This window comes from Bowdeniella nasicola, assembly GCF_900107735.1.
Classification (GTDB): domain Bacteria; phylum Actinomycetota; class Actinomycetes; order Actinomycetales; family Actinomycetaceae; genus Bowdeniella; species Bowdeniella massiliensis.
Genome location: NZ_FNQV01000003.1, coordinates 167,173 through 189,490 on the forward strand (window position 1 = coordinate 167,173; position 22,318 = coordinate 189,490).

26 protein-coding genes are annotated in these 22,318 nt (G+C 66.5%); 20 read left to right on the plus strand and 6 right to left on the minus strand.

The window, feature by feature from the left end; genetic code table 11:
• Positions 1 to 21: 21 nt before the first annotated feature.
• Positions 22 to 1,395 carry a TrkH family potassium uptake protein gene (locus tag BLU67_RS03125; protein ID WP_092561959.1) on the minus strand — a complete coding sequence of 458 codons (1,374 nt, stop codon included), beginning with the start codon at positions 1,393 to 1,395 and terminating at the stop codon, positions 22 to 24.
• A 69-nt stretch (positions 1,396 to 1,464) separates the two neighbouring features.
• On the opposite strand from BLU67_RS03125, the gene BLU67_RS03130 reads away from it, so the two are divergent.
• The 3 genes from BLU67_RS03130 to BLU67_RS03140 all read left to right on the plus strand — a co-directional run bounded on the left by BLU67_RS03130 (position 1,465) and on the right by BLU67_RS03140 (position 3,144).
• Positions 1,465 to 2,661: an acetoin utilization protein AcuC gene (locus BLU67_RS03130; RefSeq protein ID WP_092561962.1), complete on the plus strand. Its 1,197-nt coding sequence runs from the start codon at positions 1,465 to 1,467 to the stop codon at positions 2,659 to 2,661.
• A 105-nt stretch (positions 2,662 to 2,766) separates the two neighbouring features.
• Positions 2,767 to 2,988: a helix-turn-helix domain-containing protein gene (locus tag BLU67_RS03135; protein WP_092561965.1), complete on the plus strand. Its 222-nt coding sequence runs from the start codon at positions 2,767 to 2,769 to the stop codon at positions 2,986 to 2,988.
• Positions 2,989 to 3,045: 57 nt separating this feature from the next.
• Positions 3,046 to 3,144 (plus strand): 30S ribosomal protein bS22, encoded by a 99-nt coding sequence (locus BLU67_RS03140; RefSeq protein WP_019174583.1) that lies wholly within the window; start codon positions 3,046 to 3,048, stop codon positions 3,142 to 3,144.
• Positions 3,145 to 3,186: 42 nt separating this feature from the next.
• On the opposite strand, the gene BLU67_RS03145 is transcribed toward BLU67_RS03140, so the two are convergent.
• Positions 3,187 to 3,969, minus strand: coding sequence for an HAD family hydrolase (locus BLU67_RS03145; RefSeq protein ID WP_092561968.1), 783 nt, complete (start codon positions 3,967 to 3,969; stop codon positions 3,187 to 3,189).
• Positions 3,970 to 3,980: 11 nt separating this feature from the next.
• On the opposite strand from BLU67_RS03145, the gene BLU67_RS03150 reads away from it, so the two are divergent.
• The 8 genes from BLU67_RS03150 (at position 3,981) to BLU67_RS03185 (ending at position 9,894) form a co-directional block, all read left to right on the plus strand.
• The gene (locus tag BLU67_RS03150; protein WP_176780682.1) at positions 3,981 to 4,292 is read left to right on the plus strand and encodes a glutaredoxin family protein; all 312 of its coding nucleotides are present in this window, start codon (positions 3,981 to 3,983) and stop codon (positions 4,290 to 4,292) included.
• Positions 4,293 to 4,296: 4 nt separating this feature from the next.
• A complete protein-coding gene (locus tag BLU67_RS03155) occupies positions 4,297 to 4,983 on the plus strand; it encodes a histidine phosphatase family protein (RefSeq protein WP_092561971.1) in 687 nt (228 codons plus the stop codon).
• Complete coding sequence (locus BLU67_RS03160; RefSeq protein ID WP_092561973.1) at positions 4,980 to 5,558, plus strand: TlpA family protein disulfide reductase; 579 nt, start codon at positions 4,980 to 4,982, stop codon at positions 5,556 to 5,558. Before BLU67_RS03155 ends, BLU67_RS03160 begins: the two co-directional genes overlap by 4 nt.
• Positions 5,558 to 6,328, plus strand: a complete 771-nt coding sequence (locus BLU67_RS03165) for a cytochrome c biogenesis CcdA family protein (RefSeq protein WP_092561975.1) — start codon at positions 5,558 to 5,560, stop codon at positions 6,326 to 6,328. Before BLU67_RS03160 ends, BLU67_RS03165 begins: the two co-directional genes overlap by 1 nt.
• Before the next feature lies 1 nt (position 6,329).
• Positions 6,330 to 7,850: a cytochrome c biogenesis protein ResB gene (locus tag BLU67_RS03170; RefSeq protein ID WP_222842348.1), complete on the plus strand. Its 1,521-nt coding sequence runs from the start codon at positions 6,330 to 6,332 to the stop codon at positions 7,848 to 7,850.
• Positions 7,851 to 8,747 carry a c-type cytochrome biogenesis protein CcsB gene (ccsB, locus tag BLU67_RS03175; protein ID WP_092561978.1) on the plus strand — a complete coding sequence of 299 codons (897 nt, stop codon included), beginning with the start codon at positions 7,851 to 7,853 and terminating at the stop codon, positions 8,745 to 8,747.
• A 64-nt stretch (positions 8,748 to 8,811) separates the two neighbouring features.
• A complete protein-coding gene (locus BLU67_RS03180; RefSeq protein ID WP_092561981.1) occupies positions 8,812 to 9,351 on the plus strand; it encodes an SRPBCC domain-containing protein in 540 nt (179 codons plus the stop codon).
• 9 nt (positions 9,352 to 9,360) lie between these two features.
• The gene (locus BLU67_RS03185; RefSeq protein ID WP_092561984.1) at positions 9,361 to 9,894 is read left to right on the plus strand and encodes a TetR/AcrR family transcriptional regulator; all 534 of its coding nucleotides are present in this window, start codon (positions 9,361 to 9,363) and stop codon (positions 9,892 to 9,894) included.
• Here the strand turns inward: BLU67_RS03185 and BLU67_RS03190 are convergent.
• Positions 9,891 to 10,352, minus strand: coding sequence for a PLD nuclease N-terminal domain-containing protein (locus BLU67_RS03190; protein WP_092561987.1), 462 nt, complete (start codon positions 10,350 to 10,352; stop codon positions 9,891 to 9,893). The genes BLU67_RS03185 and BLU67_RS03190 overlap by 4 nt on opposite strands.
• A gap of 79 nt (positions 10,353 to 10,431) precedes the next feature.
• Here BLU67_RS03190 and BLU67_RS03195 point away from each other — a divergent pair, with 79 nt between their 5' ends.
• On the plus strand, positions 10,432 to 10,725 hold the full coding sequence (locus BLU67_RS03195; RefSeq protein ID WP_176780683.1) for a DUF4229 domain-containing protein: 294 nt from the start codon (positions 10,432 to 10,434) through the stop codon (positions 10,723 to 10,725).
• On the opposite strand, the gene BLU67_RS03200 is transcribed toward BLU67_RS03195, so the two are convergent.
• Positions 10,702 to 11,571 carry a 1,4-dihydroxy-2-naphthoate polyprenyltransferase gene (locus BLU67_RS03200; protein ID WP_092561993.1) on the minus strand — a complete coding sequence of 290 codons (870 nt, stop codon included), beginning with the start codon at positions 11,569 to 11,571 and terminating at the stop codon, positions 10,702 to 10,704. The genes BLU67_RS03195 and BLU67_RS03200 overlap by 24 nt on opposite strands.
• A gap of 63 nt (positions 11,572 to 11,634) precedes the next feature.
• Positions 11,635 to 12,927, minus strand: coding sequence for an AMP-binding protein (locus tag BLU67_RS03205; RefSeq protein WP_222842349.1), 1,293 nt, complete (start codon positions 12,925 to 12,927; stop codon positions 11,635 to 11,637).
• A gap of 267 nt (positions 12,928 to 13,194) precedes the next feature.
• On the opposite strand from BLU67_RS03205, the gene BLU67_RS03210 reads away from it, so the two are divergent.
• The gene (locus BLU67_RS03210) at positions 13,195 to 13,656 is read left to right on the plus strand and encodes an RDD family protein (protein ID WP_092561996.1); all 462 of its coding nucleotides are present in this window, start codon (positions 13,195 to 13,197) and stop codon (positions 13,654 to 13,656) included.
• On the opposite strand, the gene BLU67_RS03215 is transcribed toward BLU67_RS03210, so the two are convergent.
• Complete coding sequence (locus BLU67_RS03215; RefSeq protein WP_092561999.1) at positions 13,653 to 14,612, minus strand: 1,4-dihydroxy-2-naphthoyl-CoA synthase; 960 nt, start codon at positions 14,610 to 14,612, stop codon at positions 13,653 to 13,655. The genes BLU67_RS03210 and BLU67_RS03215 overlap by 4 nt on opposite strands.
• 59 nt (positions 14,613 to 14,671) lie before the next feature.
• On the opposite strand from BLU67_RS03215, the gene BLU67_RS03220 reads away from it, so the two are divergent.
• From BLU67_RS03220 to BLU67_RS03250, 7 genes are all read left to right on the plus strand, one after another.
• Positions 14,672 to 15,868 (plus strand): isochorismate synthase, encoded by a 1,197-nt coding sequence (locus tag BLU67_RS03220; RefSeq protein ID WP_092562002.1) that lies wholly within the window; start codon positions 14,672 to 14,674, stop codon positions 15,866 to 15,868.
• On the plus strand, positions 15,865 to 16,830 hold the full coding sequence (locus tag BLU67_RS03225; protein WP_092562005.1) for an o-succinylbenzoate synthase: 966 nt from the start codon (positions 15,865 to 15,867) through the stop codon (positions 16,828 to 16,830). Before BLU67_RS03220 ends, BLU67_RS03225 begins: the two co-directional genes overlap by 4 nt.
• Positions 16,831 to 16,835: 5 nt before the next feature.
• Positions 16,836 to 18,446: a 2-succinyl-5-enolpyruvyl-6-hydroxy-3-cyclohexene-1-carboxylic-acid synthase gene (gene menD / locus BLU67_RS03230; protein WP_092562007.1), complete on the plus strand. Its 1,611-nt coding sequence runs from the start codon at positions 16,836 to 16,838 to the stop codon at positions 18,444 to 18,446.
• A gap of 54 nt (positions 18,447 to 18,500) precedes the next feature.
• Entirely contained in the window at positions 18,501 to 19,799 is a 1,299-nt protein-coding gene (locus BLU67_RS03235) for a S1C family serine protease (RefSeq protein WP_092562010.1), read from the plus strand.
• Between the two features lie 45 nt (positions 19,800 to 19,844).
• On the plus strand, positions 19,845 to 20,549 hold the full coding sequence (locus BLU67_RS03240; protein ID WP_092562013.1) for a demethylmenaquinone methyltransferase: 705 nt from the start codon (positions 19,845 to 19,847) through the stop codon (positions 20,547 to 20,549).
• A gap of 81 nt (positions 20,550 to 20,630) precedes the next feature.
• Positions 20,631 to 21,938 (plus strand): geranylgeranyl reductase family protein, encoded by a 1,308-nt coding sequence (locus BLU67_RS03245; RefSeq protein ID WP_092562016.1) that lies wholly within the window; start codon positions 20,631 to 20,633, stop codon positions 21,936 to 21,938.
• Positions 21,939 to 21,956: 18 nt separating this feature from the next.
• The gene (locus tag BLU67_RS03250; RefSeq protein WP_222842350.1) at positions 21,957 to 22,316 is read left to right on the plus strand and encodes an NADH-quinone oxidoreductase subunit A; all 360 of its coding nucleotides are present in this window, start codon (positions 21,957 to 21,959) and stop codon (positions 22,314 to 22,316) included.
• Positions 22,317 to 22,318: the final 2 nt, after the last annotated feature.

The following is a 22,318-nucleotide window of genomic DNA, read 5'->3' on the forward strand; positions in this document are numbered from 1 at the left end:
AACTCCTTATGAAACCTGGTCTTAGCCTACCGCCGGACGCTCTTCCGGCATCCGAATGACGCGGCGCCGCGAGCGCAGGGCAAGAGCAGCAGCCAGCGTCATGGTGCCGACACGACCCATGAACATCATTCCGGTCAGGACATACTTGCCTGCATCGGGCAGATGCCCGGTAATACCCGTTGAGAGTCCCACCGTGCCAAAGGCGGAGATGACATCGAATAAGACCATGTCGAGTTGCAGGTTCGTGATCGACAACAAGATGAGAGTCGACAGCCCAACGAGGGTGGCTCCGATAAACGCGACTGCGACTGCCAGTCGAACGGTACCGGGCGGAATCCGGCGTTGGAAGGCTTCGATGTCGCGATCGCCCCGGGCTTCGGCGACGATGGCGAGCAGCAGCACCGCCAAGGTTGTCACTTTGATGCCGCCGCCGGTCGACGCGGTCCCGCCACCGACAAACATCAGGGCATCTTGGAAGAACCAGGTCGCTTCCCGCATGTGCGCCACGGGAATCGTCTCGATTCCAGAAGAGCGGGCGTTGACCGAGTAGATCAACCCGGTCAGGATCTTCTCCGAGGTATCCATCTGGCCAAAGGTCGCGGGATTCGTCCACTCCATTGCTGGAATAACGAGGAAGGCCAGCGCTGAGAGGAAGCCGTACATCACCAGCGTGAGCTTGGTATGCAGTGACCAGTGCCGAGGGTGAAACAGATGCCGGCGCAGATTGAGAAGGACCGGGAAGCCAATGGCGCCGATCGCAGTGCCGACAGTGATCGGCAGCCCGATCCACCAATCGCCGAGATGGGGCTGCAAGCCTTCAGGCAGAATCACAAATCCGGCGTTATTGAAGATGGACACCGCCATAAAGGACGCGTGCCACAACGCTTCCCCGAACGGTTCCCCGAGCGTGGTAAAGCGGGGGAGGAGGACCAGCGTGAGAGCGATCTCGACCGAAAGCGATACAACGATGACAGCGATGATGAGGGAGCCCACCTCGCCGAGGCGGTCGGTCTTGGTCTCGCGAGCGGTGAGCATCCGCTGCGTGAGGCCGATCCGGCGGGAGACGGCAAATCCGAGGATCGACGCGAGAGTCATGACGCCGAGGCCGCCGACGGCCATCGCCACCATGATGACGGTATGCCCAAAGGTCGACCAGTAGGTGGCGGTATCGACGGTGACAAGACCGGTGACGCAGACGGCGCTGGTCGCCGTGAACATCGCATCGGCGAGGGGCGCGCGGTGCCCATCAGTCGTCGCGATCGGGAGCGACAGCAACGCGGTGACCACGAGGACGATGGCAGTAAAGACGAGGAGAGCGAGCCGGGCCGGAGAGGACTGGGCGATTTCATCGACCCAGTCTCGTGACCGCCTCGCGAGCGCGCGGGTACGCGACATGGATCCTCCTCATCACCCAGCGAAGCCGTTAGGTATCCCCAAGCGTAGCGCGCGCGGTAGCGTTGCCCCATGGCAGACCTGGCGGTGTACTACAGCGAGGAACTGACCGAATACGACTTCGGCCCCTTCCACCCCATGGCGCCCGTCCGCCTGGAACTGACCTATGAACTCATCCAGGCCTTCGGGCTCACCGCATTACCGACGGTTCAAGTGCTCGCCCCACCGGTCGCGACGGATGAGGAACTGCTGAGAGTCCATGCCGCCGATTACGTTGCGACCATCAAAGCTGCCTCTGACGGCACCATGCCCGATGACGGCTACAGCTTTGGCCTCGCCGATGCCGATTGCCCCCCGTTTGTGCACATGCATCGCGCCGCCGCTCGGCTCGCCGGCGGGACCGTTGCGGCCTGCCGCATCGTTCGTTCGGGTGGGGTGAAGCGGGCGGTGAATTTCGCCGGTGGAATGCACCACGCGATGCCCGCCAAGGCCGCGGGCTTCTGCATCTACAACGACGCCGCCGTCGGGATCGCAGACCTCCTTGCGGCTGGGACATCCTCCATCGTCTACATCGACATTGACGCCCATCACGGTGACGGCGTCGAGAAGGTCTTCCGCGACGATCCGCGGGTCACGACGATCTCGCTGCATCAGCATCCCGACACGCTTTTTCCCTTTACCGGTTACCCCCAAGACATCGGCGGGACGAACGCCCGCGGCCACAGCGTCAACCTTGCGCTGCCGCCGCGCACGAGCGATGGCCAGGCATTGCGCGCCCTGGAGGCGATCGTCGAGCCCGTGCTGGCAGAGCTGCACCCCGAGATCGTCATCACCCAGCACGGGTGCGATTCGCACGTGCGGGATCCGCTGACCGACCTAGCCTTTTCCATCGACGGCATGCGCGCCGCGGCCCTCATGCTTCGAGAGTTGATCGATACCTACGCCCACGGGCGGTGGGTAGCGCTCGGCGGTGGTGGCTACGCCGTATGTTCGGTACCGCCGCGCGCCTGGACGCACCTCGTCGCGATCGCGGCCGGCCACCCCATTGACGTCGCGGATGCCATTCCACAGAGCTGGCTGGATTTCGCGGCCGCCACTGGGCACTGCCCGAGCCAGGGCTATCTACCCCGCACGATGGGCGATGGGGTGGATGTGAGTTTCAAGCCATTTTCGTGGGGCTTTGACCCGGCCGACCCGATTGATCGCGCGATCAACGCCACGCGATCGGCCGCTTTTCCCGACCTCGGCATCGATCCACTGATTCTGTGAGGCGAACCCGGTTGAGATCAACAGCAAAATCTGGGAATATCACACCAGGGAGAATGCCCGCCGAACCCATGTATTTCGCGGCGGTTGAGTGAGAAACGGACAGTCATGGCCCAGCTAGAAGGAGCCCCGCGCTTTGTTACCGTCGCGGAGGTCGCTGACCTGATGCGGGTGTCTCGCATGACGGTGTACCGCATGGTTCACGCCGGTGAACTGCCGGCCGTTCGCGTCGGGCGTTCGTTTCGTGTCCCCCGATCCGCTGTCGACGATCTCATTGCATCCGGCCTTGGCTCCTGGGATAGCGATCGCGATATCGAGGCGAGCGGGTAAACTAGCACCTTGTTCCTGCGGCTCGGCCGCGAACCAACATTAATCTGTGAGGACCATATGGGATCTGTAGTCAAGAAGCGCCGCAAGCGCATGTCGAAGAAGAAGCACCGCAAGCTGCTTCGCAAGACTCGTCACCAGCGCCGCAACAAGAAGTAAGCGCACACACCGGCCCGGAAGAATTCCGGGCCTTTTGTGTTCCTATCGGGTGCGTCCCCGCAGCGACTTAACCACCGCTGCTGCTGCCCACAGCAATCCTGCGAGCGAGGCCGATTGGACGCCGCGCCCGATCCCCGTCATGAGGCGACGGCGCGATTGCTTGAACGTCGTGATCCGCCACCCGTGCTCGCTGGCATACGCCTTGAGTCGGGGCTCGGGATTGACCGCGACGGGATTGCCGACGGCGGCAAGCAGGGGAACGTCGTTGAGTGAATCGCCATAGGCAAAGGACGCGGCAAGATCGATGCCGCGCTCAGCGGCTAACTGCCGGATGGCATCGGCTTTGACCTGGCCGTGCAAGAACGGCGCCGACAGATGACCGGTGTAGATTCCGTCGACGTGTTCGGCGCGCGTTCCTAAGGAGCCCGTCGCGCCCAGGCGCGCGGCGATGTGCTCCGATAGCTCGACGGGGGTTGCGGTGACGAGCCATACCTCGTGCCCCTGCGCCAGGTGATCGTCGAGGATGTGTTTGGTTCCGGTGACGACCCGGGGAGCAAGGACCGCGGCGTAGACCTCTTCCCCGATGGAGATCACTTCGGCGACGGCATGGCCTTTGATCGCTGCCAGGGCGCGGCTTCGTACGGCTTCGACCCGTGGCACCGTCTCGCCGAAAAGCGAATAAAGTGCGGCGTGGCGGGCTGCGAATAGAATGTCACGAGCACCAAAAAACTCGCGTCGATACAGCTCGCGGGCCAGGTGATATGCACTGGCGCCGCGGATGAGCGTGTTATCGACATCGAAGAATGCCGCAACCTTCCGATCCACGCTTCAACTCTATGACACGCTTCGCCTCTCGCATCTTCCGCAACCGCCGCCCACGCCCGGGCCCGCCCCCGCCCGTCGTCATTTACTCGCGAGCTGGCTGTCATCTCTGCGATGACGCGATTGCGGTGGCTCGGCGCGTCCTTGCCGAGCGCGGCGCGCAGCCGCACGTCATCGATATCGACGCCGATCCTCACCTGCGTGAGCGCTACCACGAGGCCGTGCCCGTCATCTGCGTGGCGGGCCAGGAAATCGCTCGCTACACGCTGAGCGTTCGGCAGCTGACACGCGCATTGGAAGCGGCACCGCCAAACCTGAGAGACTAACCCCATGACGCGCACGACGATTCACCTCATGCGGCACGGCGAGGTGTTCAACCCCGAGGGTATTTTGTACGGCCGGCTGCCGGGCTATCGACTCTCCGAGCTGGGAGAGGCGATGGCCGGTCGCGTCGCCGATGTGTTGGCCGACGGCGGTCACGATATCGCGCACGTGGGTGCCTCCCCGCTGCAGCGAGCCCAGGAGAGCGCCACGCCGACCGCGAAGCGCTTTGGGCTGAGCCTCATGACGCACGATGGCCTCATCGAGGCCGGCAACGAATTCGAGGGCTTTGACGTCAACCGCAACCGTGCGATGCTCGCTCATCCGAAGTTCTGGTGGCGCTACCGCAATCCGATGCGCCCCTCGTGGGGGGAGCCATACGCCGAGCAGGTTGATCGGATGAGCGGCGTCATTCGCAACGTCTTGCACTCCGAGGCTCGCGGGCATGAAGCACTACTCGTCTCGCATCAGCTACCGATCTGGGTCACGCGGCTCTTCCTCGAGCGGCGGCCGCTCGCGCACGATCCGCGCTCGCGGCAGTGTTCGCTCGCCTCGCTCACGTCGCTGACCTTCGATGATGATCGCCTCGTCGGGCTCGCCTACTGGGAGCCAGCTGGCGACCTGCTGCTAGCGGCCAGTGACATGGTGCCGGGAACCTCGAGCGCCGATCTGGCCGGGACGGATGAGCGCGAGTGACGCCTCGCTTCTCGCGGCTGGCAGCGGCCGCCCTCGCCGTTGCGCTCCTTGGCGGATGCGCCGAGTCGAACGCGCCCGGAACGGCTACCTCGCCGGGGGCCGGTTATCAGGCCGGCGATGGCTCGTTCACCATCTGGCAGCCTGCCGAGCGTGGCGAACCGATTGAGATCAGCGGGCAGAGCCTCGACGGCAAGGACATCGATTCGGCCGATTGGGCTGGTGACGTCGCCGTCGTCAACTTTTGGTACGCGGCGTGCCCGCCGTGCCGGGCCGAAGCTCCGGACCTGAAGGCCCTGTCGCAGGAGTTCACTGCGGTCCATTTCCTCGGGATCAACCCTCGCGATGATCAGGCTGCGGCGAGTGCCTTCGAAGATACCTTCGAGGTGCCCTATCCAACGATCCTGGATCCGAGCGCCACCATTGTGGCAAGTATGCAGGGCAAGGTCCCGCTGCAGGCGATGCCCACGACCGTCGTCATCGATAAATCGGGGCGGGTCTCGGGGCGAATCCTTGGCCGGATCGACCCGGAGATCCTCAAGGGACTCATCGAGGATGCGCTGGCGGAGTCCTCCTGATGGATCTCGTTGAGTTCTTTCGCACGACCGTCTTGACCGGCTCGATGATCGCCGCGATTCCCGTGGCGCTCATCGCCGGGCTCATTTCATTTGCCTCCCCGTGCGTCTTGCCGCTGCTGCCCGGCTACGTCGGTTACGTCTCCGGAATGACCGGCGCTGCCGCGGACCGCTCGGGTGTTCGAGCGAAGGCCCCGACGCGCAAAGTGGCAGGCGGGCTCGCGCTGTTTGTTGCCGGCTTTACCACTGTCTTTGTGGGCCTTGGCATTGCCTTCGCCTCAATCGGTTACGCCCTTGCCCCCTACGTCTCGATCATTACGCGGGTGTTGGGAGTCCTGGTGATTCTCATGGGGCTGGCGTTTGCTGGGTGGCTGCCGTTTGCGCAAAGTGAGAAGCGGTTGCGGATCGACATGGCGAGCGGGCAGGTCGGCGCCTTCGTCCTCGGGGTCGTCTTTGGCCTCGGGTGGACACCGTGCATTGGGCCGACGCTATCGGCGGTGCTCACGCTCGCGCTGGACGGCGCAAATCTGTGGCGTGGGGCGATCCTCGCGTTAGCGTACTGCCTCGGGCTCGGCATTCCGTTCATTGTGCTCGGAGCATTATTCGCCCGATCGACGAAGGTGCTGTCCGCAATGCGCCGGCACCGAGTGACGCTCATGCGCGTTGGCGGGGTGCTGCTCATCGTGCTGGGGCTGCTGCTGGTTTCCGGCTTGTGGGATTCAGTAACGGCGTGGCTGCAGGGCATCATCGGCGGCTTCGAGACGGTGGTGTGACGTGAGCGAAGTCGTCTCGTGGTTTCGCTGGAGTTGGCGCCAGCTCACCAGTATGCGGGTCGCGATCTTCTTGCTGCTCGCCCTCGCCCTTGCGGCGATGCCGGGCTCGCTCGTGCCGCAGCGCGCGCAGAACCCGGAAAAGGTCGCCGAATTCCTCGAAACCTACCCGCGTCTGGGACCGGTTTTGGACACGCTGGGATTCTTCAACGTGTACTCCTCGGTCTGGTTCTCGGCGATCTACCTGCTGCTGTTCATCTCCCTGATCGGCTGCATCCTGCCGCGCACCCGGGAGCTGTATCGCTCGCTCACCTCACCACCGGTCCGGATTCCGTCGCGCCTGTCCCGATTCGAGTCCTACCGGCGCATCGAGGTATCCGAGAGCGACGACGTCATCGCTGGCCTAGCGAAGCGACTCAAAGGCAGGTATCGAGTCAAGCGGTTCGATGACGGACTGAGCGCCGAGCGCGGACACCTCAAAGAAATTGGAAACCTGCTCTTCCACTACGCGCTCGTCGGCATTTTGGTGTCCTTCGCCTGGGGGCAGCTCGCCACGTATCGCGGCCAGGCCATCGTGATCGAAGGGCGCGGGTTTGCTAATGCGCTCGTCGATTACGACTCCTTTGAGTCCGGCGCCTGGTTCAGCGAATCAGATCTTCGCCCGTTTTCCTTCACCCTCGATGCCTTTGCGTCATCATTTGCGCCGAGCGGTCGGCCTGAATCCTTCCGCGCCGATGTCACAGTGCGCGAGCCCGATGCTTCAGGGGCGATGGCTGAGCGCCGTGAGGTCATCACTCCGAACCACCCGATCGAGGCCGGCGACACGGCGATCACGTTATCGGGCAACGGGTTCGCACCGATCATTCGGGTGACCGATGCGGAAGGCAAGGTGGCCTTCGATGGGCCCGTCCCCTTCATTCCGCAAGACGCGGCCTACACCTCACGCGGCGTCATCAAGGTGCCCGATGTCTCGAAGGGCCTCGACCAGATTGGGTTCTCGGGCATCTTCATGCCGGCAGCCGGCCAGAGCGATGGGACGTGGGCCTCGGCGCACCCCTCGCTCATCCAACCACTCCTCGTGCTCGACGTCTGGCACGGAAATCTCGGGCTCGATGAGGGGATTCCGCGCAATGCCTACGAGCTGCACACTGATGAGCTCACGCAGGTGAGCGATGACACCGGAACGCCCTACGCCATCCAGCTCGCGCCGGGGCAGACGGCAGAGATCCCCGGGGGCCTTGGCACGATCGAGTTTCGTGACCTCACGCGCTTTGGTTCCTTTGATGTGCGACACGATCCCTCCCTCATGTGGCTGCTGATCTCAACGGTGAGCGCTATCGGAGGCCTGTGCATTTCGCTCTTTGTGCCGCGGCGGCGACTGTGGGTGCGAACGAGTACCCTCGCAGGCACTACAGTGATCGAAGCGGCGGCTCTATCTCGCGGTGATGACGCGGGATTGGATGGGGAACTTGACTGGCTCCTGGCCGAGCTGCCGGCCCCTGATCCCAGACATGAGGAAAATTAGATGCAGTCCCTCGCCCAGGTATCCACCCTGTTGGTCTACGCCGCGATCGCGGCGTTTGTTGGCGCGATGCTCGCCTTTGCCGTCGATGTCTCGGGACGTCCCGGCAACCGAGGCGAGGGCGTGCGCAGGCCTGGGGCCGGAATCGGGATGTCGCTGACCTACCTCGGCACCATCTTCCTTGGGATCGGCGTCGTGACGCGCGGCATCGCCGGCGGCCACATGCCCTGGTCCAACATGTATGAGTTCACGATCTCCTTCACCTTCGTTGCTCTCGTGATCTTCCTGATCTTGTCGCGCCGGTGGGATCTGAGAGACGTCGGCGTCTTTGTCGCGCTTCCCGCGGCACTGATCCTAGGGCTCGCGGTCGTCGTGCTCTACACGCGATCCGATGGCATTGCACCGATCCTGGACCACTACTGGTTGATCATCCACGTGCCGCTGGCAATTGGCGGCGTCGGCGTATTCGGCATTGCCGCATTCATCGCCGCACTGCAGTTGGGTAAGGACGTGGCGGGGGAGGACCACGGGCTGGCCTCCCGCATTCTTGGCGTTCTGCCACCGGTCAAGACTCTCGAGCAGCTCGCGCACCGACTTGTCGCCGTCGGATTCGTGCTGTGGACCTTCACGATTGTCGCGGGCGCGATCTGGGCGAACTCGGCCTGGACTCGGCCGTGGGGCTGGGACGCGAAAGAAGTGATGAGCTTCGTCGTCTGGGTCATCTACGCGGCCTACCTGCATGCCCGCACCACCCGTGGCTGGGATGGGCGCCGGTCGGCGTACCTCATCCTCATTGGCTTCGCCGGCGTCATGTTCAACATGTTTGGAATCAACTACTTCTTCGAATCCAAACACTCCTACGCACTCATCGAACCCGCGATCACGCAGCTGCTGCTCTAACCGAACCGAAAGTCAGGGCTGACGAGGCCTTGCGCACGCTAGGCTAACAGTGTTAGCTGATGACATGAAAAAGAACCCGCGGCCGGCATGCGCCGCCATGATTGGCGTCAGCGCCATTGTCGGGGTAATCCTCGTACTGGGCGCCGCTTCCGCCGGGTACACCGGTCTTATCAAGCCGGTCTCCCCGCGCTCCGAGCTCGTCATCAAGGCACCCGCGGAAAAGGTCTGGGAGGTCCTTGCTGACCTGCCATCGTGGAGCCGGTGGTCACCGAACTTCGCGGAGATATCGGGTGAGCTTGTCGCCGGTGAAAAGCTGCAGACGCGCATGCGGGCGGGCGGCAATGTCCTCGAGTTCGAACCCGTCGTGCTGCGCGCGGAGCCAGGGGCCGAGTTGCGCTGGCGGGGAGAATTCATCGTGCCTGGCCTCGTTGATGGAGAGCACTATTTTCTGCTGGAACGCACCACGCAGGGCCACACCCGGCTGATCCAGGGGGAGGATTTCACGGGAGCCCTAGTCCTTTATGCCGGCGGGGCGCTCGACATCGCAGCAGACATGGGCGCATTCAACGAGGCGTTGGCTGCAGAAGTGGAGCGCCGGCGCTAGCGTGAAGCCATGATGGCGAGACCCGAGCCCCGATTACTGACCACGCGACAGCGCGAGATCATTGCGGCGGCGCGATCGATCATGGATGACTCGAGCTGGGATGAGCTCAGCATGCGGGTGCTCGCCGCCCGGCTCGGCATTCGGGCGCCATCGCTGTACAAGCATGTCGCGAGTCGAGCGGAGCTTGCCGCATGGATCGTGGAGGGCGCACTGTTCGAGATGGGCGATGCGCTGCATGCGGCGATCGCGGGCGACGATCCGGCAGGAGCGCTCCTTGCGACCTACCGTGAGATGGCCCTGTCAGATCCGGGCAGATACCGACTGGCAACGGGACGTGATTTTCGCCGCGATGACCTCATCGAGGGGCTTGAGGAATGGTCCGGCGCGCCATTTTGGCTCGTGACTGGCAATCCGGCGACGGCGCAGGCGATGTTTGCCATGGCGCACGGGCTCGTCATCATGGAACTGGATTTCCGGCTCCCGCCCAGCTCGGATCTGGCCGCGACGTGGCGGGCCGGTGGCCAGGCGCTGGCGCGCGGTTAGCTGGCGGAGGTATCGCTCTCATCGTCCTCGCCGGCCTCGGCTTGGCGGCGGCGTTCCTCGCGCTGTTTCTTCTTGCGCGCTTCCTCCTCGGCCTCGCGCTGCCGACGCTGGCGTTCGTAATGCGCCTTGCGTGCCTGCCAGTCGAGATCGGCTAGGAAGGTCTCATCGTCGTCGGGGGCAACGGGCTTAGCCTTGCGCCCAAAAATCCCGCCGCGGGGATTGTTCGACGGGCTTGTCGGATTCCACGAGCCCTGCCGCCCGCGCTGGTAGGGCGCCGAGCCCGTCATCCGGGACATGAACAGCCAGGCGAGTGGGCCCACGACGGGAACCAAGATGAGGATGATCCACAGTCCCTTCGGCAATCCGCGCGGCACGCGGTCCCGCGGGGTCATGACGCAATCAGCTAACGCATAGATCAATAGCGCTGCAATCACGATGACAGGGAGCACTCGAACCATATCTCTAGGGTACGTCGGATCAGCAGCGCGGGCGTATCGACTTCGCCACCCGCGTACGGCGCCGGACTACAGTGAGGGGGTGGCCTTTTTGACGTACACCCTCTATCGCATCCTGTTGATCGCCGGCGCCGGCGGCATCCTTGTCCTTGCCGGGTTTAACTGGCGTTCCCCGATCACCTGGATCATCGCCGTGCTCATCGGAGCGCTGCTATCGTACGTGCTGCTTGATCGCCCGCGTCGGGCCGCCGTGGCGCAGCTCGCCGAGCACGATCCGCTGCGGGCGCGACGAACCCGCGAGCAGCGAGCGGATGCGGCCAGTTCCGAAGAGGACCTGCTCCTCGACGATGAGCTAGAGCGCAAAGACGAGCGCTAGCGCGAAGGCATACAGCAGCTCGAAAAAGCCGGTGTCCCGCAGGACGGCAATGAGTTCCTTGCCGGTAGCGCCTGCGGGCACTGGCTTGATGATGAACCAGGCCGGCACGATGAGGGCGAGCAGGATAAGCGCGCCCGGATGGGCGATGGCGGTGAGAACAGCGAGGGCAATTGCGCCCATAATCATGGCGACAAACGCGTAGCGGGCGCGGCGATCACCCAGGCGCACGGCCAGGGTGTGCTTGCCGGTGACGGCGTCGGTGGGGATATCGCGGATGTTGTTTGCCATGAGAATGGCGCACGCGATGAGCCCGATCCCGCTGGCTCCGGCCCATACGGTCCACGGAACAGTGAGGGCCTGGGTGTAGGTCGTGCCCGCGGTGGCGACGAGGCCGAAGAAGATAAAGACGAAGACTTCGCCGAGACCCAGGTAGCCGTAAGGCTTCTTCCCGCCGGTGTAAAACCACGCCGCGATGATCGCCGCGACGCCGATCGCAATGAGCCACGGCTGGCGCGCGAGAATGACGAGGACGAGCCCGGCGAGCGCCGCGATAGCGAAGCAGGCAAGCGCCGCACGTTGCACGTTCGCCGGCGCCGTCAGGCCACCGCCGGTCAGGCGGGGCGGCCCGGATCGGTTGTCGTCGGTGCCGCGGATGCCATCGGAGTAGTCGTTGGCGTAATTGACCCCGACCTGTAAGGCGAGCGCCACGATCGCGGCGAGCAGTGCGCGCGGCAGGGAGAAGCTGCCGAGCCCGATCGCGGCTCCCGAGCCGAGGATGACCGGAGCCACGGCAGCGGGCAGGGTACGAAGGCGCGCGCCTTCGATCCAATCGGCGAGCGTCGCCATAAGGGATCGGTCCTTTCGCAAGGGGAGGGGGAAAGCCTGCCCAAGTCTAACGCCGCGCAGGCGCTAGCGTGGATCGCGGCTTTCACCCTCGCCGCTGGCAAGGCGCGCGGCTGCGAGGCTGGCGATTCGGCGCCGGTCGATTTTGCCGGGGCCGCGCTCGGGCAGCGCCGGCAGGGTGACAAGGGCGCGCGGGCGCTGCTCGGCGGGCCGGGTTCCAAGCGCTGCCCGAACCTGGTCGAGGGTGGTGCCTGGCGTCGTCGTGACGAAGGTTAGGCGCTCGCCCCACCGCGGATCCGGCACACCGACGATGATGCCCTCCATACCGGCGTCGGACAGCAGCTGTTCGACGGCCTGCGGCGAGACGTTTGCGCCGCCGGTGATGATGACGTCATCGGCCCGGCCGATCACGTTAAGGACGCCTCCGGTGAGCTCGCCGAGATCGGAGGTGAGGATCGAATGGCCGAGCCGGTGGCGGGGGTTGGTGGGGGTGGCGTCGGTGAGGTAGCCGTCGACGACCATCGCGCCGGCGAGGCGGATGAGGCCGACGCCGTGCGCGTCGACGTCCGTGAGGCTGACCTGAACGCCCGGCAGGGTGCGGCCATCGTAGACGCAGCCGCCGCCCGTCTCGCTCATGCCGTAGGTGCGCACGATGTTCAGGCCTGCCTGCGCGGCCGCGCGGGCCGTCGCCGGTGGCAGGGCGGCCCCGCCGACGAGGATCGCATCGAAACGCTCACCGATGCGCCGGGCGAGGGCGGGGTCGGCCACGACTTCGCGCAGCTGGGTGGGCACGAGGGAGGTGTAGAGCCGGGTGGCGCCGTCGTGACGCTCGGCGGCCGCTGCGAGGGCAGCGGGGTCGAAGCCGGCGGCAGTATCCACGATGATCGGCTCGGTATCCGCGAGCAGGCTGCGGGTAAGGACCTGCAGGCCCGCGATGTGATGGACCGGCAGCCCGGTCACCCACGTCGCCCGGGCCTTCGGCGGCAGGGCGGAGCGCGCCGCGTCGAGGGTGGCCGGGGCGAGGGTGGTGGGAGGCGGCTGGTCTGCAAGCGTGACCAGCGTCGCGAGCGCCGAGGACAGCACGTTGGTGGGGCTGAGGCCGACGAGGTTACCCTGCCCGGTGGTCGATCCGGAGGTCTGGACGATGATCCGCGCATCGGCCAGTGGGCGGCGGATACGGCCGAGGGTGCGGCTGATCTCGCTAGGCGTCGCCGCCGGGTCGGATAGGTAGTTGGGCGGGGTGGCGTCCTGCGCCAACGCGGTGGCAAGAGTGCGCAGCACCCGCGTGATTGCGGCGGCATCGCGGCCGCCCACGACGGGGACGATACCGTTCGGATCGGCTGGGGCGAAGGTGGTCACCCGTTAACGATAACGAGGATGGTGTCATACCTGGGTATGATGCCGCGTCCGACTGGCAAGGGAGGAAGATCAGGGCAAGTTCAGTCTCCCGATGAGCGTCCTCTGCCTTGCGCTGCGGCATTATTGAGGTGTCGGCGCGATTAGCCGTAGCGCTTATCAGGAGGAGGGCCTGAGCTACGCACGCGACTTCTCGTCTGGTCTCCGCAGGGGGAGACCAGACGGTCAAGACCCGGCCACGGGGGTGGCCGGGTCTTTCTTTGACTACTCTTGAGTCATGGCCCATCACGCCCCGCCGCCGCAGGCAATGCGCGCAATGTCGGGCGAAGTCCCCGCCAGTTTTTGGCGCCGTGCGCTCTCCTTTACCGTCGGCTTCCTGCTCCCGGTCAGCCTCGTACGCCAGGCGCTGTCAAGCGCGTTCACGGGCCGCTCGGAGCCGCCGCAGCGGATATCTGGCTGTACTCGAGTCTCGCCTACCTCATCGTCGTAGCCCTGACCGCGCTCACGGCACGAGCGGGCGAGCCGCTGCGCTACCGGATGGTGGGTCTTCGGGCAGAGACCGCCAGCGGTGAGCCGGCGAGCCGGTGGCGACTCGCCGGGCGCGATCTCGCGCACACCCTGGATTTCCTGACGCTGTTTTGGGGATTCGTGCGCCCCCTGATCAGCCCGAGTCGGCAAACGCTTGGCGACCACATCGCCAAGGTCTACGTCGTAAACGCGGCAGGCGCCTAGTAGTAATACGGGAAGGGCGACCAGTCGGGATCGCGTCGCTCGACAAACGCGTCACGGCCCTCAGCTGCTTCATCCGTCATGTAGGCCAGGCGCGTGGCTTCGCCCGCGAAGACCTGCTGGCCCGCGAGCCCGTCGTCGGCGAGATTGAACGCGAATTTCAGCATCCGGATCGCCTGCGGTGACTTGGTGGCGATAATGCGGGCGTAGCCGAGCGCCACATTCTCGATTTCGGCATGATCGGCGACCTCGTTGACCACGCCCCAGCGCTCGGCATCCTCCGCGCTGTATTCGCGGGCGAGGAAGAAAATCTCGCGGGCGCGCTTGTCCCCAATCTGGCGGGCGAGCAGGGCCGAGCCGTACCCCGCGTCGAAGGAGCCGACGTTGGCATCGGTTTGCATGAAGCGTGCGTGCTGCCGCGAGGCGATCGAGAGGTCCGCCACGACGTTGAGGGAATGGCCGCCGCCGGCCGCCCAGCCGGACACAACGCAGATGACGACCTTCGGCATCGTGCGGATGAGTCGCTGGACTTCCAAAATGTGCAGCCGGCCCGCGCGGGCGGGATCGATCTGCTCCCGCCGGGTGTGCGGATCGGCCTGGGCGTCCGCGCCCGCGACCTCGTAGTGGTAGCCGGCGCGCCCGCGGATGCGCTGATCGCCGCCGGAGCAAAACGCCCAGCCGCCGTCCTTGGGGCTCGGGCCATTGCCGGTGAGGATGACGGTCCCCACGTCGCTTGTCATGCGGGCGTGATCGAGCGCGCGGTAGAGCTCATCGACGGTGTGTGGCCGGAAGGCATTGCGGACCTCGGGCCGGTTAAACGCGATGCGGACGGCGGGTAGGTCCTCGCCCGAGTCCGGGTCGATGGCGCGATGGTAGGTCATGTCGGTGAAGCCGAAACCCGCAACCTCGCGCCACAGGCGGGGGTTGAATGGCTGGCCAGCGCTTTCGTGAGGTGTCATACGCATTAGAGTAGTTGAGTCCCTCGTAACCCCCATCGAAGGAATCCGACTTGTCCCAGGTGAGCCCGCCCGACCTTGCACAACTGCATGCCGGGCACCAACCGACCATCTGGCGGCACGGCAGCGACGCCGAGTCCGTCCGGACGATCGGAATCGGCGAATTCGCGCGACTAACTGCCTCCGGGCGCGGCCGCTTCGAGGAATTGCAGGAGCAGTTTTCCGCGCTGTGCGCCGCGCTGCCCGCCTACACCTCGGGGGTACGTGCCTTCGTCTCCGCCACGTTTTCGCCCGTCTCGCAAGCCACCAGCGTGCTCATCGTGCCGCGCATCCAGTGGCATATCGGACCCGCCGGGGTGCGTGTCATAGACCTGAGCGACCTCATGGCCGAGGCGCCCGAGGTGTCGCAGCCGCCGCGCGCGGCGAGCCGAGTCGTGGCGCAGCATGCGGGCGAGCTCAGCGACGAGGCGTTCCTGAGCGGGGTGCGCGAGGCCGTGCGTCGGATCGAAGCGGGCGAACTCGCCAAAACGGTCCTCGCGCGCGATGAGGTCATCGAGCTCGACGGCCATGTGCCGATCGGGCCACTTGCGGCGGCGCTCGCGGAAGCCTACCCGACGTGCTGGACCTACTACGTCGATGGCCTGATCGGCGCGAGCCCCGAGATGCTCGTGCGCGTGCGAAACGGCGAGGTGGCCTCCCGGGCGCTCGCGGGCTCCGCGCCCGTCAGCGGCGACCTTGATGCCGATGAGGCCGCCGCCGAAGACCTCATGACGAGCGCAAAGGACACGAGCGAGCACGCCTATGCGGCGCGCAGCGTGATCGAGGTACTCCGCAGGATCGCCGACGTGCAGGTCTCCGATACCCACGTGCTGCGGCTGCCCACGATCATGCACCTTGCTACGGATGTCAGCGGCTACCTGCGGGGCGAACACTCGGCGTTGCAGGTCGCGGGCCAGCTGCACCCTTCGGCCGCGATCTGCGGCACACCGCGCGAGGCCGCGGAGCGGGTGCTGGCCGAGCTCGAGGGCTTTGACCGCGGCCGCTACTCCGGGCCTGTCGGCTGGGTCGATGACTCCGGCAACGGCGAATTCGTCATCGCGCTGCGCTGCGCGCGCATCGAGGGGCGCGCGGACGGCCAAGACCTGCGGATGTATGCCGGCGCCGGCATCGTCGTCGGTTCCGATCCGCAGCGGGAACTAGCCGAAACGTACACGAAGATGCTGCCCATTCGGCGCGCGATTGCACGGGTGCTGCCATGATCGCCGTCTACGGCGCGGACCTGCGCGCGAGATTCCGGGGCCTGGACCGCCGCCACGGCATCATCCTGACGCGCGAGGGGCGCGCCGCGGAGTTCTCGCCCTTCATCGAATACGACGACGCCTACGCGGCCCGCTGGCTCGCGTGTGCGCACGAGGCCCTGGCGGGCGAGCTGCCCGCGCCGCGCCGCGATCACATCGCCGTCAACGTCACCGTGCCCGCCGTCGATCCCGAACGCGCCCACGCCATGGTGCTCGCCTCGGGCGGCTGCACCACGGCGAAGGTGAAAGTCGCCGAGACGGGCCAGGACCTGAGCGCGGACCTCGCGCGGCTCGAGGCCGTGCGTGACGCGCTCGGGCCCGCCGGCCACATCCGCGTCGATGCCAATACCGGCTGGGACCTGAGCGAAGCGGCCCGCGTGCTTCCGCAGCTGGACCGCGCCGCCGGCGGCCTGCAATACGCCGAGCAGCCGGTTGCCGACGTCGCCGACCTTGCCACCCTGCGCCGGCAGATCGACGTGCCGCTGGCCGCCGACGAATCGATCCGGCGCTCGGCCGATCCGCTCGCCGTGAGGCGCCTGGCCGCCGCCGACTACGCCATCATCAAGGTCCAGCCGCTCGGGGGAGTGCGCGCCGCGATGGACCTCGCCGAGGCCCTCGCGCTGCCCGTCGTCGTCTCCTCCGCGCTGGAATCCTCCGTCGGCATCGCGCTCGGGCTACGCCTGGCCGCCGCGCTGGATTGCGAGCTCGCCTGCGGACTTGCCACCGTCAACCTCTTCGCCGAGGACGTCACGAGCAGCCCGCTGCGCCCGAGCGGCGGCATGCTGCCGGTGCGCGATGTGCTGCCCGACCGGATCGATGCGGTGCGGGAGTCGGGCGAGGTGGAGCGCGTGTGGCGCGAGCGGCTGGCGCGTGTCGCGGCGCTCGCGGGAATCGATCTATCCGACTACGAGGACGAGCAGTGAGCGCCATGGCCACCGCGCGCGAGATCGTTACCGCGCTGATTTCAGGTGGCGTGCGCGACGTCGTGCTGGCGCCGGGCTCGCGCTCCGCGCCGCTCGCCTACGCCATCGCCCAGGCCGAGGCCGCCGGGCGGGTGCGGGTGCTCGTGCGCGTGGATGAGCGCGCCGCCGCGTTCTCGGCGCTCGGCATCGCGCTCGCAACCGGGCACCCCGTCGCGATCGTTACGACCTCGGGCACGGCCGTCGCCAACCTGTATCCCGCCCTCGCGGAGGCCGACGCCGCCGCCGTGCCGCTCCTCGCGCTCACCGCCGATCGGCCGCGCGAGCTGTGGCGCACCGGCGCCAACCAGACGACGAACCAGGTCGCGATGTTCGACAACGTCGCGCGCGCCTGCGTGCACCTCGACGCCGACGCCACCGATGCGAGCGCCATCGTGGCGGAGGCGCTCGCGGCCGCCCGCGGGCTGAGCTCGCCCGCGCCGGGCCCCGTCCAGCTCAACGTCTCCTTCCGGCCGCCGCTCACCCCGGAGACCGGCGACGAGCCGGCGCCGCTGCCGGAGGCCGACTGGCAGGCACCGCCCGCCCCCGCCGGCGCCGATATCGCCGAGGTCCTCGCCGGCCTTGAGGCGCCCGTCGTCGTCGCGGGGGACAAGGCCGATCACATCGCGGGCCTCGCCAAGGCGATCACCGCCACCGCCACGCCCGTCTTTGCCGAGCCGTCCTCCAACCTGCGCGACCTGCCGAGCGCCCTGACCTCCTACGTCGCGCTGCTGGCCGAGAGCCCGCTCGCCGCCGAGATCAGCGACGTCGTCATCGCCGGCCACCCGACGCTCACCCGGCCCGTCACCGAGCTCATCTCGCGCCCGGATCCGGCCCCGATCGTCCTTGCCGCCCACGATCGCTACACCGACCTGACCGGCGGCGCCGCGCGCGTCGTGCGGGTCGCGGCGGGGGAGCCGGGCGCTCGCGGCGAGCTCCCGCAGCTGCCCGAGTCGCCCTGGCTCACCGCCTGGCTCGCGGCCGACCGCGCCGTGGCGGCGCGCCCCACGACGCCGCTCGAGCGAGCGGCGCTCACGGTATGGCAGGACTCGGCGCGCCAGGGCCTCGACCTGCTCGTCGGCTCCTCCTCCACGATCCGCGCGCTCGATCGCTTCGCCCCGGCCCGCGAGCAGCACGCCGGACTGCGCGTGTGGGCAAACCGGGGCCTCGCCGGCATCGACGGCACGATCGCCACCGGCTGGGGACTGGCCCTCGGCAGTGGGCGCCCGGTGCGTATCGTGTGCGGGGATCTGACCTTCTTCCACGACGCCTCCGCGCTGCTGCGCGGCACGCTCGAAGCCGGCGTCGACCTGCAGGTCATTGTCCTCAACGATGCGGGCGGCTCGATCTTCGCAGGGCTCGAACACGGCGAGCTGGCAGCAACCAGCGAGGCGGGCGCGCGGCGCTTCGCGCGCTACTTCGCGACGGAACAAACCGGCAGCATCGGCGGCCTTGCCGCGGCCTATGGCGCCGGCTTTACCCGCTGCCGCGAGGAGGGCCTCGCGCCGCTGCTCGCCGCCGGTGTGTCGGGCCTCACCGTCATTGAGGTTGAAGTCTCAGCTAACCTTCAGGATCGCTAAAGTCGCGTCTCAGTTGCTCGGGGTTTCCTTATCTATCAGAAAGGACTAACCCACATGAATGACTCGCAGCGCCCACCTGAGCCGAACCAGCCCTCCCAGCCGGCGTGGATCCGGCCCGACACCGGCTACTCCACCTCCGGCTATCCCGGCCCCACCCACCCGGCTCCCACCCGCCCGACGGACACGCGTCCGCAGCCCGGCTCCGAGGCGGGCCGCCGCCGGCCGACGTGGGCGGCGCTCCTCGGCACCTCCCTGGCCTCCGCGCTGCTCGCCTCCGGCGTGACGCTCGGCGCGGGTCACCTCATCGAGCCCACCACCCAGCAGACGGCGTCGCCCGGCGTATCCACGACGACGAGCGCCGACACCTCCACGAACGCCCGCGCGGCGTCGTCTGCCGCCCTGCCCAACTGGGAGGCCGTCGCGGGCGAGGTGAAGGATTCCGTCGTCTCGATCGCGATGCGCACCGCCGACGGCTCCGGTAACGGCTCGGGCGTCATCTTGGATAACACGGGCCATATCCTCACCAATAATCACGTCATCGACGGCGCCCGCGAGATCGTCGTGACGCTTGCCGATGGCCGGATGCTGAAGGCCAAGGTGCGCGGCACGGATCCCGCCACCGACCTCGCGGTCCTCACGCTCGATAACCCGCCGAGCGACCTGAAGCCGGCCACCTTCGGCGACTCCAGCGGCCTGACCGTTGGCCAGCCGGTCGTGGCCGTCGGCAACCCGCTCGGGCTGTCCTCGACGGTCACGACGGGCATTGTCTCTGCCTTGAACCGCCCGGTCACGACCTCCAAGGTCAGCCAGGACGGCCCCTTTGAGCAGGTCGTTGACCGCGTGACGACGAACGCGATCCAGATCGATGCCTCCATCAACCCGGGCAACTCCGGCGGCCCGATCTTCGACGGCACCGGCAAGGTCATCGGCATCTCGTCCTCGATCGCGACCCTCGGCCAGCAGGGCAAGGCCGGCTCGATCGGCCTCGGATTCGCGATCCCCGCCAATCTCGCCTCCCGCGTCGCCGATCAGCTCATCGCTAACGGCGTCGCCGAGCACGCCTTCCTCGGCGTCGGACTCGCCACCGGCCAGGCGGCCACCGATTCCGCGGTGCGCGCCGGCGCCCAGGTGCGCAGCGTTGAGGACGGCTCCCCGGCAGGCAAGGCAGGCATCCAGGTCGGTGACGTCATCGTCGCGATCGACAAGAACGCCGTGCAGTCGGCCGACTCGCTCGTGGGTCACGTCCGCCAGTATGCCTCGGGCGATACCGCGACGGTCAGCGTCGTTCGCGGCGGACAGACCAAGGACATCGAGGTCACGCTCGCGGCCCGCCAGGATCAGCCCCAGCGCTAGCGAGCGGGTTCGGCACCCCGGCGCGGGCCGTGAGACGATTGGGCCATGACCCGCGCCGAACTCGATAAGAACCCCCATGCGGTCGCCGCGATGTTTGATGACGTCGCCTCCCGCTATGACCTCACCAATGATCTGCTCTCGGTTTTCCAAGACCGGATCTGGCGAGTGGCGACGAGAACCGCGGTGGGGGCCCTGCCGGGCCAGCGGGTCCTCGATCTCGCGGCGGGCACCGGAACCTCGACGGAGGAGTGGGCCGATCGCGGAGTCAACGTCATCGCGTGTGACTTTTCCGAAGGGATGCTCGCCGTCGGCAAGCAACGCCGCAGCGATATTCCCTTCATCGCCGGCGATGCCATGGCCCTGCCCTTTGCCGACGAGACCTTCGATGCCGTCACAATCTCCTTTGGGCTGCGCAATATCGCCGACACCGCCGCGGCGCTCACCGAGATGTATCGCGTGACGAAGCCCGGGGGCCGCATCGTCATCTGCGAGTTCTCCACGCCGACCTTCGCGCCGTTGCGCGCGGCCTATGAGTTTTACCTCGGCACGGCGCTGCCGACCATCGCCGGAGCGTTCTCCTCCAACGCTCCGGCCTACTCCTACCTCATGGAGTCGATCCTCGACTGGCCGGCACAGCGCGAACTCGCCCAGATCATGCACTCGGCTGGCTGGCGCGGCATCAAGTGGCGCAACCTTTCCGGGGGCATCGTGGCCCTGCACCGTGCGCACAAAGTGCCACCCGTCACTTAGGGTTGCCTAGCAAGAGGATTCGATGGGCGGTTTGTAGACTTTGGCTACGTGTGTGCCTTCCCGTCCGGGCATACCGTGAACATGCTGGGAGCAGTAACAGTGGAGTGGAACTCTTCAGGCGATGCGGATGTCATCGTCGTAGGCGCCGGCCCCGCCGGTAGCTCCACCGCACACTATCTAGCGCAACTGGGCCACCGAGTCATCGTGCTCGAAAAGGCCGAATTCCCGCGCGACAAGGTGTGCGGCGATGGCCTTACCCCGGGAGCGGTACGCGAACTCCTCCTCATGGGCGTCGATATGGATCCCGCCAAGGGCTGGATGCGCAACAAGGGATTGCGCGTCATCGGCGGCGGACACACGATCCACCTGCCCTGGCCCGAAACCACGACCTACCCGAATTACGGGATGGCCAAGGCTCGCACCGGGCTCGATGAATCTCTCATCCGCCACGCTCAGGCCTCCGGAGCCGAACTCATCGAAAACACCACCGTGACCGAGCCGATCCGACTGAAGTCGGGACGGATCGTGGGCGTGAAGGCCCGCACGAAGAACCCGGATGGCTCCCGCGGCCAGGAGCGCGAGTACCGCGCCCCGATCGTTGTCGATGCGGGCGGCGTCTCGGCGCGGCTAGCGACCCGGATGGGGATCGAAAAACGCGACGACCGACCCATGGGTGTCGCCGTGCGCACCTACTTCAAGACCCCGCGCCACGATGATGAGTGGATGGAATCCCAGCTCGAGCTGTGGGACGGTCCGCGCGAAGCGTCCAACCTGCTGCCCGGCTACGGCTGGATCTTTGCCCTGGGTGATGGCACCGCGAACGTCGGACTCGGATCCGTGTCCTCCACGGCCAAGGCAACCAAACTCGACTACCGCGCGATTTTCAAGGCGTGGATGGCCAATGCCCCCGAGTCCTGGGAATTCACCGAGGAAAACCAGCTCGGCCCGCTGAAGTCCGCGGCCCTGCCGATGGCCTACAACCGGCAGCCACACTATTCACAGGGCCTCATCCTCGTCGGCGATGCCGGCGGGATGGTCTCGCCGTTCAACGGTGAGGGCATCACCTATGCGTTGAAGGCCGGACGCATCGCGGCCGATGTCGTGACGCAGGCGCTGGCCCGCACCAGCGCTTACGGCCACGAAAAGGCACTGCGTGCTTACCCGGCGGCCATGGCGGCCGAACACGGCGGGTATTTCGCGCTCGGAAAAGTCTTCGTCAAACTCATTGAAAACCCCGATGTGATGCGAATCTGCACGAAGTACGGGCTCCCACGGCCCACACTCATGCGTTTCGTTCATAAACTGTTATCGGACGGGTACGAACATCGCGGCGGCGATGCGATGGACCGCATCATCGCCACGCTGACTAAAATCGTTCCCGCGTCGTGACCGGATAAGAGAGACATCATGAATCCATACGTACCCCTCCTGGTGATGATGGCCGTCGCCGCCGCGATGGCTCTCGGTGGCTTGGCCGCGTCCGCCGTCATTGGGCCCAAGCGTTACAACCGCGTCAAGGTCGCGAACTACGAGTGCGGTGTCTCCCCGACCCCGCGCGCCGAACACTCCGGCCGCTTCCAGGTCAAGTACTACTTGATCGCGATGACCTTCATCATCTTCGACATCGAAGTGGTGTTTCTCTACCCGTGGGCAGTCGCCTTTGACCAGCTGGGCCTGTTCGGCCTGGTCTCGATGCTCACGTTTATTTTCTTGATCTCGGTGCCCTTCATCTACGAATGGCGCCGCGGCGGACTGGAATGGGACTGAGG